Source organism: Bacillus sp. FSL K6-0972, from assembly GCF_037976035.1.
Taxonomy (GTDB): domain Bacteria; phylum Bacillota; class Bacilli; order Bacillales; family Bacillaceae; genus Bacillus; species Bacillus haynesii.
Genome location: NZ_CP150260.1, coordinates 197539 through 210236 on the forward strand (window position 1 = coordinate 197539; position 12698 = coordinate 210236).

A 12698-nucleotide genomic window follows, 5' to 3' on the forward strand; every position below is an offset into this window, starting at 1 on the left:
GTAACTCATCATATTACGATATAAACAGCAGAAAGTTCCCGGTCATTGCGGATTTTAGCTTCATGCTAAAAAGATTGACAGGAGAAATAATTGTAACTATTATTGTTACATATAGTTGATTGAATGACAAGAAAGGAAGAAAAACATGACAATAAATATTAAAGTATATTCTGATTATGTCTGTCCATTCTGTTTTCTCGGAAAAGACCAGATCGAAAAAGCGATCGAAGGCAAAGATGTAGAAGTCGAGTGGCTGCCATTCGAACTGAGGCCGCGTCCATCAGAGCAGCTCGACCCATTAAACGACCCGTCCAAATTGGCGATGTGGGACGGCGCCATTAAGCCGCGAATCGAGGCTTGGGGCGTCAACATGAAGCTGCCAAACGTCTCTCCGCATCCTTATACAGATTTGGCTCATGAAGGCTATCACTTTGCAAAAGAACACGGTAAAGCGAAAGCGTACAATGACCGGGTTTATCAAGCCTTTTTCCAGGAAGATCAAAATATTGGCGACATCGACGTGTTAACAGCGCTGGCCAAAGAAGCCGGACTGGATGAACAGGCTTTTAAAGAAGCTTTAAACTCCAGAACATATCAGGACGTACAACGGAAGGCGCTTCAACAGGCTTACGAAGAAGCCGGCATCACGGCCGTTCCGACTTTTATCATTGGCAACGAGCGGATCGCCGGGGCCGCGGCGAGGGAAGTGTTTGAACAGGTGATCGAAAAAGAAAGCAAACAAAATCCTATTGACGGCTTGCAGTGCGACCTTGACGGAAACAATTGCTAAGCAGGAAAAATGAGCGATTTGAAGAACCCTTTAATAGGGTTCTTTTTTATACATGAAAGAAGAGGGAAGACAGTTGACACTCCATCATTTCATTGCAGCCGATCAGGAGCTTCCGCTGGGGAGCTTCCGGGACCAAACAAAAGAAGGTTTGATTAGCATCGCTGAGCTTGATCAAGGGTACGAAATGGTCAAAACAAAATTCAGCAAGCCGTTTGTATATGAGGCAACCGGCTGTTTACATAGACCGGGAAATGACATAAAGGCGCTATTCAACTATATCAATTCAAATATTGCTGAGGGTGAAGATATAGAAGTTTACTCTTGCTGGGACGGTGAGGAAGACAGAGAAAAAGACGACCGCTTAGACTTTTTCATTGATATAAAGGCTCTTCAGCTAGGCAAGCATGTCAAACTGGATAAAAAGAAATCCATCGATGAAATTGCCGGCATGTTTTATTTTGAGGAGCGGCAGCTGGTCAAGATTCGCAAATAAAACACTTGTTGGCACAGGGTTTTCACGGTTTTTTTCGCCGTTTCATTTAGATATCCAATCAAGGAGGAATCAAGATGTCCGATCACAAAGCGGCACACAGCGTTCAAGCGAAAGCAGAGGGAAAAACCTTGGTCATGGAGCGGAGTTTCGAGGCACCGCGGGAGCTGGTGTTTAAGGCTTTTTCTGAATCAGTGCATTTGGAAAGCTGGTGGGGGCCGAAAGGATGGCAGACTGCCAACGGCAGGTTTGAGTTTCAGCCGGATGGCGTATGGCTTTACTGTATGGAATGCAGAGATGAAAACCAAGGCGAATTCTATGGCCGGAAATCTTGCGGCAAGGCTGTTTTTCAAGAGATTGCGGCACCGGAAAGAATCGTGTACACGGATATGTTTACAGACGAGGAAGGGAATGTTGTTCCCGGCATGCCGGAGATTTTAATTGAGGTTTATTTCAAAGAGCACGGAGAACAGACAAATCTGATCACACGCTCTCATTTCTCTTCTCCGGAAGAGCTTCAACAGCTGTTGGATAAAGGGATGGCCGAAGGCTTTTCTTCACAGCTGGATCGCCTTGAAGACTACCTGAAAGATATTCGCTAATAGAGGGGGGACATGTCAATGGCGTTTTTAGAGCATTTCATATAACCGCGTATTCGCGGACCTCCTCAACAAGATTTTCTATAACCATTAAAAAGAGGAGGTTTATATACATGCGTACAGAGCAGGAAATCATCGATCTAGTGCTGAAGATCGCACGGGAGGACAGCCGCGTCAGAGCGGTCGGTATGAACGGTTCGCGGACGAATCCGAACGTCCCGAAAGACCCTTTTCGCGATTATGATATGGTCTATGTTGTAACAGATATGCAGTCTTTTCTCGATGAGCCGGGCTGGGTGGACGTTTTTGGAGAGCGGATCATCATGCAGACGCCGGAAGCGATGGAGCTGTTTCCGAATGAGCTTGGCAACCGCTTTTCGTATTTAATGTTATTTACAGACGGCAGCCGCATTGATTTGATTCTAGTGCCGCTGGAAGAAAAGCTGGAATACTGCCGGGAAGACAGTTTGACCGTGATCTTGCTTGATAAGGATCAGGATCTGCCCGCTATCCCGCCGCCGACGGATCGGGAATATTGGGTGCAAAAACCGTCCCCGCAATGCTTCGCCGACTGCTGCAATGAATTTTGGTGGACATCGACATATGTGGCCAAAGGGTTGTGGCGGCAGGAAATCCTTTATGCACTCGATCACTTAAATCTCGTCAGGGCCATGCTGCTGAAAATGCTCGAATGGAAGGTCGGTTTTGAAACGGGCTTTTCGCTGAGCATAGGCAAGAATGCAAAGTTTCTAGATCGCTATGTTGATCGAAATACGTGGGAAAGACTTTTGGAGACGTATCCGCCAGCTGATCATGAGCGTGTATGGAACAGCTTGTTTAAGATGGGGGATCTGTTTGAAGAGACAGCCGCAGCAGTCGCTGAACATCTGAATGAACAATACCTTTTCGCAGAAGCAGAGAAAGTCAAACAGTACCTGAGGCGCGTTCAGCAGCTGAAACCGGCTGCAAAGGAAATTGACTAATCAGATGATAGCCGCACTCCCGGCAGGTGAGCCGGGAGTGCGTTTTTTGCGGAGGTGAACGGAATGTTCAGTCTTAAAAAAATATTGAAGGACCATTATGGAATCGACAGTGTGAACATTTCTCCCGAGCAAGGCGGGTGGACAGCACTTGCTTATCAAGTAACCGATGGAGAAGCAGCTTTCTTTCTAAAAGTGTATGATAAAAATAGGGCATCGACATCGAAATGGACGGCTCTGATTGATGATTACATGCCTGTTCTCAGGTGGCTGAGGGATCACACTGCTCTCAACGGGAAGCTGCCTGTGCCGCTTTTAACAACAACTGGAGAATACAAGTGTGAAGATGAAGATGCCATTTATGTGCTTTATGAATACATCGCCGGTGAAACCATTGGAGATCAGCCGCTCGGCAAAGGCAGCGTGGAGAAGCTCGCCAGCATCATAGCGGATCTGCACCGATATGATGAGACTATCCCGGTGGAGACAGAAGGAATAAAAGAAAACTATGATATTTCGTTTTTAGGTGAGATGAAACAATGGCTTGATCACCTTCCTTGTGAGTTGGCGTCACTCATTCAACCGTACATCGGATCAATCCGCGAGATGATGGAGGCAGCCTTATCCCTGGCGGATGATTTGAAATGCAGCGGCAGAAGAATGGCTTTGTGCCATACAGATGTTCATGGATGGAATTTGATGAAAACGGGCGGGGAATTGATTCTGATCGATTGGGAGGGCTTGAAACTGGCCCCTGTTGAAGCGGATCTGATGTTCTTTGCTAACCAGCCGTATGCTCAAGAGTTTTTGCGCGTTTACTGCGAGACTCATAAAGGGTTTGAAATCGATCAGAACGCTTTGCGGTTTTATCAGATCAGGCGAAGACTGGAGGACATATGGGAGTTTACTGAGCAGCTGGCGTTTGACATTCAGACAGAGACAGAAAAGGCAGAGACGATCAGCTTGCTGAAAAACGAGCTTGAGGCCATAGAGGACAGCAAGATCGACTACTAAAAAGCTAAACGGAGGAACCCCTGTGAAAAATTATCGTACTTTGTTTTTTGATGTGGATGATACACTATTAGACTTCGGTGCGGCGGAAAAGTCAGCACTGCGTAAGCTTTTTGAGGAGCAGCAAATTTCTTTAACAGCTGAAATAGAAGCGAATTATAAACGAATTAATCAAGGTTTATGGAGGGCGTTTGAAAAAGGGGAGATAGACCGCGACCAAGTGGTGAACACACGCTTCTCCATTTTATTCAAGGAATATGGTCTTGAGGCTGACGGTGTTTTGCTTGAGGAGAAGTATCGCAGCTTCCTTGAAGAAGGGCATCAGCTGATAGACGGCGCTTTTGAATTAATCAAAAGCATGCAGGATCAATATGATTTATATATCGTGACGAACGGTATTTCAAAAACGCAGTATAAGCGTCTGCATGCTTCAGGATTATACCCGATGTTTAAAGGGATTTTTGTTTCAGAGGACACCGGTTTTCAAAAGCCGATGAAAGAATACTTTGATTACGTTTTTGAACGGATTCCTCATTTTTCTGTCGATCAAGGGCTGATCATCGGGGATTCATTGACAGCAGACATAAAAGGGGGACGGCTGGCCGGATTGGATACATGCTGGATGAATCCGGACATGTCAGCGAATGATACGGACATTGAGCCGACTTATCAAATTCAAAGGCTTAATGAACTCCAGCACATTTTAAATCATGGAAAAATACCTTCGGCTTGATCGCTGCTGAAACATGTAAATCATGATGCTGCGATCATTGCATTTGTATGTAAACTGCAACTGGAAGGATGTGGAATCCGCGCTTCCGACGGGTGAGCCGCGGTGCGTTTTTCCGGAAGCTAAATTAAAACCAAGCAGAGGAAGACTGGTGAAATATGCAGCGAAGAAAGGTTTTGAAAACTGCGGCTTTTTCATTAATAGCGGTATTTGTTTTGTTATTCAGCGCGTTTTTTGTGTGGAGCCGTTTCACATATGAACCATCAAGCAAACTCAGAAAGATGATCAACCTTGATCAAATCGAAAGTAAAAACGGTGTTTACACATTTCAAGCGGATGGGGCAAATACCGGGATCATTTTATACCCCGGGGCAAAAGTTGAACCGCTTGCTTATGCTTACATCGGCGAAAAGCTTAAACAAAATGGTTACAGTGTCTTTATCCCGCGCATGCCTTTTTCTTTGGCCATTTTCAATCCGGATCAAGCAGAAAGGATTATAAAAGAAAATAGCAGTATTGATCATTGGTATCTCGGCGGTCATTCTTTAGGAGGGACGGCAGCAGCCATGTACGCTAAAAAGCATCCAGACAAGATTGACGGACTTTATTTTCTAGCCTCCTATCCTTCTGATTCGCAATCGATAAAAAGTGCGCCGTACCGTGTTCTTTCTATATCAGGTGAACGCGATGGCCTTTCAACTCAAGACAAAATAGCATCCTCCAGAAAGAACTTGCCTGACACAACTGTGTTTAAGGAAATCAAAGAGGGAAACCATGCACAATTTGGTATGTACGGCGAACAAAAGGGGGATCGTCCCGCGCAGATCGCAGCTGTTAAACAGCAGGAGGAGATCGTGAACGTGATGCTTGACTGGCTCAAGTCATAAAGAAAGCCCTCGCTTTTCGTGAGAGCTTTTTTTTGTTTATGATCCACTCCTTTAAAGCGCTTTAACCCGTTTCTTCATTTGCCGGCTAAGGTCTATACGGAGCCGTTTTGACCATTTGAATAAAGTTGCTGGCGGAAGGAGCAAGGTGATCTTCTCTTCTGATACATAATGAGATAGGATTTTTTAAGTCGACTTGTTCGACATGAACCCGCGCCATATCTCCTCGGGCAATATATTCGTTTACTTCAAGAGAGGATGTGAAAGCGACTCCATACCCTTCCATAACCGTTCTGATCGTTTCATTCAATCCGTTTATTTGTATACCTATTCTGGGTTTGTCCACATGATGCAATGTACATAAAGAAATTAATTTCTCTCGGGATAAACTCCCTTCTTCACGAAAGATAAACGGTTCTTTCACCACTTCCTCCAATGTCGTGTGCTGTGATGCAAGCCTATGGTTTTTATTGACGACAAACAGCATGTCATCTTCCAAAAGCAGCGTCCCTTTTATGAAAGGGCCGAATTCCGTTGTCCCGCCGATCAGGCCAATGTCCGCTTCGTAGTTAATCAGCTGTTCACAAGCTTTTTGAAAATTCGTTGTCGTGATTTCAACTTCCGTTTTCGGAAATTGCTGTTTATAGCGGCTGAGCCATCTTGGCAGCAAATAATTGGCAGGGAGAAAGGTGGCGGCAATACGCAGTTTTCCAATTGACCCTTCCCTTAACTGTTCCACGTACGATTCAATTTCTTTTTCAAGTGAAAACAGCCGCTTTGCCTGTTTTGCAAGCTCTGCGCCGGACTGTGTCAGCAGGATCCCCCTGCCTTTAGGAACGAATAAGGTGCAGTCGATCTCGCGTTCTAATTTCTTAATTTGCGAGGTGACGGCGGGCTGACTGATGTTTAACTGTTTGGCTGCTTGGGTGACACTGCCTGTTTCAGCGACCGAATAGAACAATCGCAGTGCATGAAGATTCATATTTCACACCTCTATTTATAAATAAAAGTTATCAATGCCAAATAAAGATATATTAGAGTTATCTAAATACTTTTACTATTATAAAGTTGAAAAACATGTTTTACAAGAAAGGAGAAATTGTTATCAGTACGCTTATCCTAAATAAAACAGCTTATTGCAAGTCTCCGTATGATGTATGGCTGGAGGGACTGGACGAACCGGTGGCGATGCTGACTTCATCCGATCGTGCGGATGAATGCAGAAATTATGATGTGATTGAAGCGTTTGACGATTATCCGGTTAATGGATGCATCGAAATGCGCGCTTTGGAGCTGAATGAAACGTATCACTTTAAAACGATTATTGCATCCTCGGAATTTGATATGTTGAGGGCGGGGAAGCTGAGGTCGCTTTTGGGGATAAAAGGGCAGTCTTACGAAAGCGCTCTGTTGTTCCGCAATAAAATATTAATGAAAGAGCATGTCAGAAAAGCCGGTGTAAAGGTTCCGGACTTTAAGAAAATCGTCTCGGCGGCCGACTTATATATGTTTGTTCAAACTTTCGGTTTTCCTGTGGTCGTTAAGCCTATTTATGGATCGGGGTCTGTTGATACAACCGTTTTAAGGGATCGGCAGGACGTGTGGAATTTTCTTTCGAAAGGTCTTCCTGATCATCTGGAGGTTGAGTCGTTTATCGAAGGGGATATGTATCATATAGACGGCCTCATCCTTGATGGAGAGACTGTCCTCAGCTGGCCGTCGCGTTATATCAACGGATGTCTGGCGTTTCAAGATCAACAGTTTTTAGGCAGCCTCCAGCTTGAATGGGAAAATCCGCTCACCCGGCGGTTGACTGATTTTGTTCAAAAAGCGCTTGCTGCTCTTCCTGTTCCAGATTTCACAACATTCCATGCTGAAGTGTTTCATACACCGGATGATGAATTGGTGTTTTGTGAAGTGGCCAGCAGAACCGGCGGCGCTATGGTACGCGAAGCAACTGCGCAGACTTTTGGATTTGATATCAATGAAGCGTGTGTTAAAGCGCAATGCGGCTTGGACTTTCATATTCCGGAGGTGAACAACAATCCGCACCGCCTAAGCGGCTGGCTGTTGATTCCACCAAAAGACGGCGTACTGAAAGAAATCATGCCGGCACCAGCCGCAGACTGGATAGTGAAACAAAATATTTCCGCTCAAGCCGGAGACAGGTTCCACGGCTCGTCTTCCAGTGTAGACGCAATTGCAGGCTGTTTAATTACAGGGCGTACAGAAGCCGAATTGAGCGGCCGTATCAGCCGGCTTGCAACGTGGTTTCATGATCATACCGAATGGGAAAAGACTTCGGATGTTTGCGCAATTTAAAGCATTCAGCCGCCTTCATCCGTTGATCCGATTTTTGCTGATAGGCACGCTTGTTACGAAGGCGGCTAAGTCGATGACAACGCCGTTTTTGGCACTCTATCTTCATATGAAAACGGGAGCCGATTTTGGAACCATCGGGCTTGTGATCGGTTTAGGCTATTTTGCCAGCACTGTAGGAGGAGTAGTCGGAGGAGCGCTTTCGGATAGAATCGGCAGAAAAAAGGTGATGCTTTCATCCATTTTCATCTGGAGCTTTGTATTCATTCTTTTCGGACTTGTTCATGATTTCATGTGGTTTTTATTATTAAACATTTTAAGCGGGCTTTGCCATTCGTGTTTTGAACCTGTGTCAAAGGCTTTGATGGCTGAGTTATCGGAACGGGAGATGAGATTCCGTATTTTCTCTTTGCGGTATTTGGCCATCAATATTGGAGCCGCTGTCGGCCCTTTATTAGGCACTTATTTCGGTCTTGCCAAAACAGGAACTCCGTTTATCATCACAGGGCTTGTCTATTTTGGCTATGCTGTACTTTTAAGCTTGATGATGATTCGGCTGATCACGGTGAAAGAGACAAAAATCGCTCCTAAAAAAGTTCAGGCAGGTTCAGTTTTGAAAACGTTAAAGCATGACAAGGCTCTTCGATTTTACATAGCCGGTGGCATCCTTTTTTTGTTCAGCTACTCGCAAATGGAAAGCACTTTGCTGCAGTATTTAAATAAGGACTTTGCAAACGGAGTTAAAATATTTTCGACTTTAATCACGTTAAACGCGGTGACGGTCATCCTTTTACAAGTACCGCTCACCCGTTTATTTGAGAAGTATAAGTCCTTAACAACAATATCAATTGGAACCGTTTTTTGCATTTTCGGGAATATCGGTTTTTCTGTCGCAAATGGCTGGATTGTTTTTATGCTTTCGATGTTTGTTCTGACAATCGGCGAAATTTTATGTTTTCCTTCAATGAATGTCCTTTTGGACGAGCTGGCTCCGGATCATATGAAAGGCGCTTATTACGGCATGCAAAACTTGTACAACATCGGTGAGTTTCTAGGGCCTTGGCTGGGGGGAATGATGCTTGCCTTGTACGGGGGAAAAGCCGTCTTTCTCATTGCTGCGTGTTCAGTCTTTTTGGCTTTAGCCGCTTACCATGTGGGGAGGAGAAAGTTTTTATCTGCACAGCATCATGGTGTATCGCCTTTTTCTTATTGAAAATTTAGGCCGCTCATGCATGAATCATCAAGAATTCACCCAACCTATAAGGTAAAAAAGGAGATTGAATCATGGACACAACATTGGGCTACCTCCGTGAATCACTGTCGAATCACCTTGAACACGGCATAGGACAAAACATTTACAGAAAAATCGTTTCCGGGCGATATGCCAATGAGGAAGAGTTTGTCGAGCACTTGGAGGAGCGGGAAATGGAATTTCTGAATCAAGTGCTTGAACATGAGATGAAATATGCGCTGAATGAACAGGATCATAAACGAACAAGAGAATTAAACGAAGTGTATGAGCTGTTGTTTTGAAAGGCGGGCATGATCAATGGGTGCAATAGAGCGGAACGGATACACGTTTGAACCGGAATACAGCGTGACCAGACAAAACGGCGCCATCCATGTATACCGGCGCGGCCGGTTTGTCGAAGAGATTCCATTTGAGTTTCACGGGGAGTTTCCAGAGCATGATTTAATTGAAGAGCTTGTCAATCATTATTGTTATGAAAATAAAATATAAGGCTTGAAGAGGCTGCCGACCGGGCGGCTTTTATTTTTGGATTTTGATATCTATCATCCGCTTACAGTTTTTACAACTGCAGCAGAAAAGCTGCCATAAATATGACAGCTCATGCATCGCTATTTTTTCTTTTCATCATAGTATTGAACAGGGTACATAGATCCTTCCGATACCATTTTGTTATCTTCAATATCATGCGGAGACGGATGGCCTGCTTTTTCAACCGGGAATGAATCTACGTTGTGTTTTTCCGAAAAGTAAGGGATCTTTTCTTTGACGCTTTGCAAGTACGATTTCAGTTTTTGTCTGTTTGTTTCGTCTTTAAGCATATATGCGGTGACTCCGGCAACAACGGCGAGACCTGAGATCAGATTCTTTTGCTTCATGGTCATAACCCCTTTCTGATTAGGTGTTTGCAGATGTTATTCCCATGATGGCATCCGTTTAAACCAACTGATTGAGCGCTTCGTCTATATTCGTGGTCGGCTGTCTGCAGGCGAAGTTTTCACAAATATAGACGGTCGTTTTGTCATCGACTGTTTTGTATTCGGCTGCGAAGTCGGCAATCCCTTTGAAATCGTCAGGCGATTCCGCGGCGAGGACGGCATAGTTCGGCTGGAAGGCCTGCTGCAAAGCGCTTACGATCTTCTGTCTGTCCGGGTCATGGCGCTTTCCGAGCACAACGATTTCTTTTTGTGGCATGACATGGCTCAGCAGACCTTGGAGAAAGTTTGTATGGCCGCTCGGATAAGCGGAGACATCTCCATGGAATGCAGAAAACATTTTTGCCGCTTGATCATGGAGCGACAAATCGCCAGTCAGTCTGCCCAACCGGGACAGCTGAACGGCCAGGACACCGTTTCCGGACGGGAGGGCGCCGTCGTATACTTCTTTATCCCGTACGATCAAAGCCTCGGCATCGCTTCCTGTAAAATAAAAACCGCCGTGCTCTTCATCCCAAAACAGCCCGGTCATGTCAGCTGCAAGTTTTTTGGCTTTTCGCAAATCGGTTAAATCAAGTGATGCTTCATACAATTCGATGTAGGCCCAAAGCAGGAAGGCGTAGTCATCGATAAATCCTTTATTCTTCACCTCGCCGTCACGGTAGCGAACCATGACGCGTCCGTCTTGAATCAATTTATTCTCGATGAACTCGACTGCGGCCCGCGCCATCTTCAAGTATTCGGGCACATTGTAGACTTTCGCCGCTTTGGCAAGACCCGCGATCATCAGAGCGTTCCAAGACGTCAGCACTTTATCGTCGACATGGGGATACGTTCTTTCCTGCCGCTTTTCAAAAAGTTTTATTCTCGCTTCTTCAAGCTTGTTCTGAAGCTCTTCATCTGTTAGCGCGAATTCATCCTTGATGTCTTCCAGCCTGGTGTAGATCAAGTTTGGGATATTGTGGCCTTCAAAATTTCCTTCTTGCGTGATGTTGTAAACGGCGCAATACAATTCGCCGAGTTCATCTCCAAGCGTTTCAAGGACTTCGTCTTTTGACCACACATAATATTTGCCTTCTACGCCTTCCGTGTCGGCATCAAGCGCTGAATAAAAAGCGCCTTTGTCATCGGTCATTTCGCGGCGGACAAATGTGATGATCTGCTCTGAAATCTGTTTATAACGGTCGTTTTTCGTGATTTGATAGGCTTCAGTATATGCGATCAGCAATAAAGCATTATCGTAAAGCATTTTTTCAAAGTGGGGAACGAGCCATTCGTTGTCTGTCGAATAGCGGGCGAACCCGTAGCCGATATGGTCGTAAATACCGCCATTCGCCATGCTGTCCAACGTTCTCGTCACGCTGTACAGCGCGTTCTCTTCGCCGCTGTATTGATGATAGCGAAGCAGAAATGCCAGCATATGGGGGATCGGAAACTTCGGCGCGCTGCCGAAACCGCCGTACGCCGCATCAAAGCTGTTGATCAGCTGCTGATACGTCCGCCTCAACATGTCTTCGCCAAGCGAATCGCCGGCATCGCTTTTCGCTTTGATTCTCAGGTTGTTGGCCGCTTTTTCAGCAATATCTTCAACATGTTCCCGGTTTTTCGCGAAGGTATCGGAAAGCTGCTTCACCACCTCAACAAACCCCGGACGGTTAAAACGGCTCGTCTTCGGAAAATATGTACCCGCATAAAACGGCTTCTGATCAGGCGTTAAAAACACATTCAGCGGCCAGCCGCCCTGCCCCGTCATCATCTGGCAGATCGTCATATAAATCGAATCCACATCAGGCCGCTCCTCGCGGTCCACTTTAATAGAAACGAATTTCTCATTCAGAAGCTTCGCGACTTCTTCATCTTCGAAGCTTTCATGAGCCATGACGTGGCACCAATGACATGTGCGTATAGCTACCCAAGCTAGCTATACCCAATAGATACAAGAACAGGCTTGTTCTCGCGTTTCGCTTTTTCAAATGCTTCTTCTCCCCAAGGGAACCAATCCACGGGATTGTGAGCATGTTGGAGTAAGTACGGAGACTTCTCAACGATTAATCTATTGGGTTTATTGTTAGTGGGCATGGGATCACCTTCTTTCTTAGAATGGATTTTTTGGCACTCTATATAGCATACCAAAAAAATAGCCGAATAATTCCTTGGAATGTTTTAGGCGAACCTAGCTATTTTTCTTTGTTCTGTTAGTGATGTTGAATTTTGATGAAAAAGGGTTATTTGAGAAATTTTCTGCTCAATAACGAATAATGGGACTTTGAAAAAAGACGCTATTTGTTTATATGTCCAATTTTTTATTCTTGGCATTTCATCCATTAACATTTTGTCGGTGATTAGAATTTCGGAGGCGAAAATGTTTGCTTGGTGTTCAAGTTTAGCTCCTAAGACGAGGGAGCATTTTTCCATTTGGAATGTGTTTAAATTTTTATGGAGAAAATAGTGTCCTAATTCATGTGCAATAATGATATGAGGGAGTTTTGACTTTTTGTTCACATGGATAATGTATTCATTCTCTTCCTTGTAATATTGGAGAAATCCGTGAACACATCCTAAATTCTCTTTTAATATGATTATTTTTAGGTTTTCGCAGATTTCGAAAACGTCATTTGTTCCATTATCTTGGATAACCTTTTCGGCCTTGTGCTTAATGTTTTTTGAGGTATAGATAAGGATCACTCTTTCTATATGGTGTTATTTGATAT

Annotated in this window: 16 protein-coding genes; 11 read left to right on the forward strand and 5 right to left on the reverse strand. The window is 44.7% G+C overall.

What is annotated here, in order from left to right:
- Positions 1-145: 145 nt before the first annotated feature.
- From MKX80_RS01145 to MKX80_RS01175, 7 genes are all read left to right on the forward strand, one after another.
- A complete protein-coding gene (locus MKX80_RS01145; RefSeq protein ID WP_268342630.1) occupies positions 146-790 on the forward strand; it encodes a DsbA family oxidoreductase in 645 nt (214 codons plus the stop codon).
- Positions 791-842: 52 nt separating this feature from the next.
- Positions 843-1283 (forward strand): hypothetical protein, encoded by a 441-nt coding sequence (locus MKX80_RS01150; protein WP_234112540.1) that lies wholly within the window; start codon positions 843-845, stop codon positions 1281-1283.
- Between the two features lie 74 nt (positions 1284-1357).
- Complete coding sequence (locus tag MKX80_RS01155) at positions 1358-1882, forward strand: SRPBCC domain-containing protein (protein ID WP_268342629.1); 525 nt, start codon at positions 1358-1360, stop codon at positions 1880-1882.
- A 110-nt stretch (positions 1883-1992) separates the two neighbouring features.
- Positions 1993-2862 carry an aminoglycoside 6-adenylyltransferase gene (locus tag MKX80_RS01160; RefSeq protein ID WP_234112542.1) on the forward strand — a complete coding sequence of 290 codons (870 nt, stop codon included), beginning with the start codon at positions 1993-1995 and terminating at the stop codon, positions 2860-2862.
- Between the two features lie 63 nt (positions 2863-2925).
- Entirely contained in the window at positions 2926-3873 is a 948-nt protein-coding gene (locus MKX80_RS01165; RefSeq protein WP_268327783.1) for a phosphotransferase, read from the forward strand.
- 22 nt (positions 3874-3895) lie between these two features.
- The gene (locus MKX80_RS01170) at positions 3896-4603 is read left to right on the forward strand and encodes a YjjG family noncanonical pyrimidine nucleotidase (protein ID WP_268293133.1); all 708 of its coding nucleotides are present in this window, start codon (positions 3896-3898) and stop codon (positions 4601-4603) included.
- Between the two features lie 155 nt (positions 4604-4758).
- Complete coding sequence (locus MKX80_RS01175) at positions 4759-5487, forward strand: alpha/beta fold hydrolase (protein ID WP_268324783.1); 729 nt, start codon at positions 4759-4761, stop codon at positions 5485-5487.
- An 85-nt stretch (positions 5488-5572) separates the two neighbouring features.
- On the opposite strand, the gene MKX80_RS01180 is transcribed toward MKX80_RS01175, so the two are convergent.
- Positions 5573-6466 (reverse strand): LysR family transcriptional regulator, encoded by an 894-nt coding sequence (locus tag MKX80_RS01180; RefSeq protein WP_154995439.1) that lies wholly within the window; start codon positions 6464-6466, stop codon positions 5573-5575.
- A gap of 95 nt (positions 6467-6561) precedes the next feature.
- On the opposite strand from MKX80_RS01180, the gene MKX80_RS01185 reads away from it, so the two are divergent.
- From MKX80_RS01185 to MKX80_RS01200, 4 genes are all read left to right on the forward strand, one after another.
- Entirely contained in the window at positions 6562-7806 is a 1245-nt protein-coding gene (locus MKX80_RS01185) for an ATP-grasp domain-containing protein (protein ID WP_268342628.1), read from the forward strand.
- Positions 7790-9016 carry an MFS transporter gene (locus MKX80_RS01190; RefSeq protein WP_182069513.1) on the forward strand — a complete coding sequence of 409 codons (1227 nt, stop codon included), beginning with the start codon at positions 7790-7792 and terminating at the stop codon, positions 9014-9016. The genes MKX80_RS01185 and MKX80_RS01190 overlap by 17 nt, the downstream gene beginning before the upstream one ends.
- Before the next feature lie 71 nt (positions 9017-9087).
- Positions 9088-9336, forward strand: a complete 249-nt coding sequence (locus tag MKX80_RS01195; protein WP_003178498.1) for a hypothetical protein — start codon at positions 9088-9090, stop codon at positions 9334-9336.
- A gap of 16 nt (positions 9337-9352) precedes the next feature.
- Positions 9353-9544 (forward strand): YbxH family protein, encoded by a 192-nt coding sequence (locus tag MKX80_RS01200; RefSeq protein WP_003178500.1) that lies wholly within the window; start codon positions 9353-9355, stop codon positions 9542-9544.
- A 119-nt stretch (positions 9545-9663) separates the two neighbouring features.
- Here the strand turns inward: MKX80_RS01200 and MKX80_RS01205 are convergent, their stop codons facing one another.
- From MKX80_RS01205 to MKX80_RS01220, 4 genes are all read right to left on the reverse strand, one after another.
- The gene (locus tag MKX80_RS01205) at positions 9664-9930 is read right to left on the reverse strand and encodes a hypothetical protein (RefSeq protein WP_075753565.1); all 267 of its coding nucleotides are present in this window, start codon (positions 9928-9930) and stop codon (positions 9664-9666) included.
- A 58-nt stretch (positions 9931-9988) separates the two neighbouring features.
- Entirely contained in the window at positions 9989-11866 is a 1878-nt protein-coding gene (locus MKX80_RS01210; RefSeq protein WP_339227769.1) for a thioredoxin domain-containing protein, read from the reverse strand.
- Between the two features lie 38 nt (positions 11867-11904).
- Positions 11905-12066, reverse strand: coding sequence for a DUF255 domain-containing protein (locus MKX80_RS01215; protein ID WP_165425878.1), 162 nt, complete (start codon positions 12064-12066; stop codon positions 11905-11907).
- Between the two features lie 84 nt (positions 12067-12150).
- On the reverse strand, positions 12151-12672 hold the full coding sequence (locus tag MKX80_RS01220) for an ImmA/IrrE family metallo-endopeptidase (protein WP_105980646.1): 522 nt from the start codon (positions 12670-12672) through the stop codon (positions 12151-12153).
- Between the last annotated feature and the right edge of the window lie 26 nt (positions 12673-12698).

Excerpts from the sequence above, each read along its gene's own strand:
- MKX80_RS01145 (WP_268342630.1), top strand. The coding sequence starts at position 146 with ATGACAATAAATATTAAAGTATATTCTGATTATGTCTGTCCATTCTGT.
- MKX80_RS01150 (WP_234112540.1), top strand. The coding sequence starts at position 843 with ATGAAAGAAGAGGGAAGACAGTTGACACTCCATCATTTCATTGCAGCC.
- MKX80_RS01155 (WP_268342629.1), top strand. The coding sequence starts at position 1,358 with ATGTCCGATCACAAAGCGGCACACAGCGTTCAAGCGAAAGCAGAGGGA.
- MKX80_RS01160 (WP_234112542.1), top strand. The coding sequence starts at position 1,993 with ATGCGTACAGAGCAGGAAATCATCGATCTAGTGCTGAAGATCGCACGG.
- MKX80_RS01165 (WP_268327783.1), top strand. The coding sequence starts at position 2,926 with ATGTTCAGTCTTAAAAAAATATTGAAGGACCATTATGGAATCGACAGT.
- MKX80_RS01175 (WP_268324783.1), top strand. The coding sequence starts at position 4,759 with ATGCAGCGAAGAAAGGTTTTGAAAACTGCGGCTTTTTCATTAATAGCG.
- MKX80_RS01180 (WP_154995439.1), bottom strand. The coding sequence starts at position 6,466 with ATGAATCTTCATGCACTGCGATTGTTCTATTCGGTCGCTGAAACAGGC.
- MKX80_RS01185 (WP_268342628.1), top strand. The coding sequence starts at position 6,562 with ATGTTTTACAAGAAAGGAGAAATTGTTATCAGTACGCTTATCCTAAAT.
- MKX80_RS01190 (WP_182069513.1), top strand. The coding sequence starts at position 7,790 with ATGTTTGCGCAATTTAAAGCATTCAGCCGCCTTCATCCGTTGATCCGA.
- MKX80_RS01195 (WP_003178498.1), top strand. The coding sequence starts at position 9,088 with ATGGACACAACATTGGGCTACCTCCGTGAATCACTGTCGAATCACCTT.
- MKX80_RS01200 (WP_003178500.1), top strand. The coding sequence starts at position 9,353 with ATGGGTGCAATAGAGCGGAACGGATACACGTTTGAACCGGAATACAGC.
- MKX80_RS01205 (WP_075753565.1), bottom strand. The coding sequence starts at position 9,930 with ATGAAGCAAAAGAATCTGATCTCAGGTCTCGCCGTTGTTGCCGGAGTC.
- MKX80_RS01210 (WP_339227769.1), bottom strand. The coding sequence starts at position 11,866 with ATGGCTCATGAAAGCTTCGAAGATGAAGAAGTCGCGAAGCTTCTGAAT.
- MKX80_RS01215 (WP_165425878.1), bottom strand. The coding sequence starts at position 12,066 with ATGCCCACTAACAATAAACCCAATAGATTAATCGTTGAGAAGTCTCCG.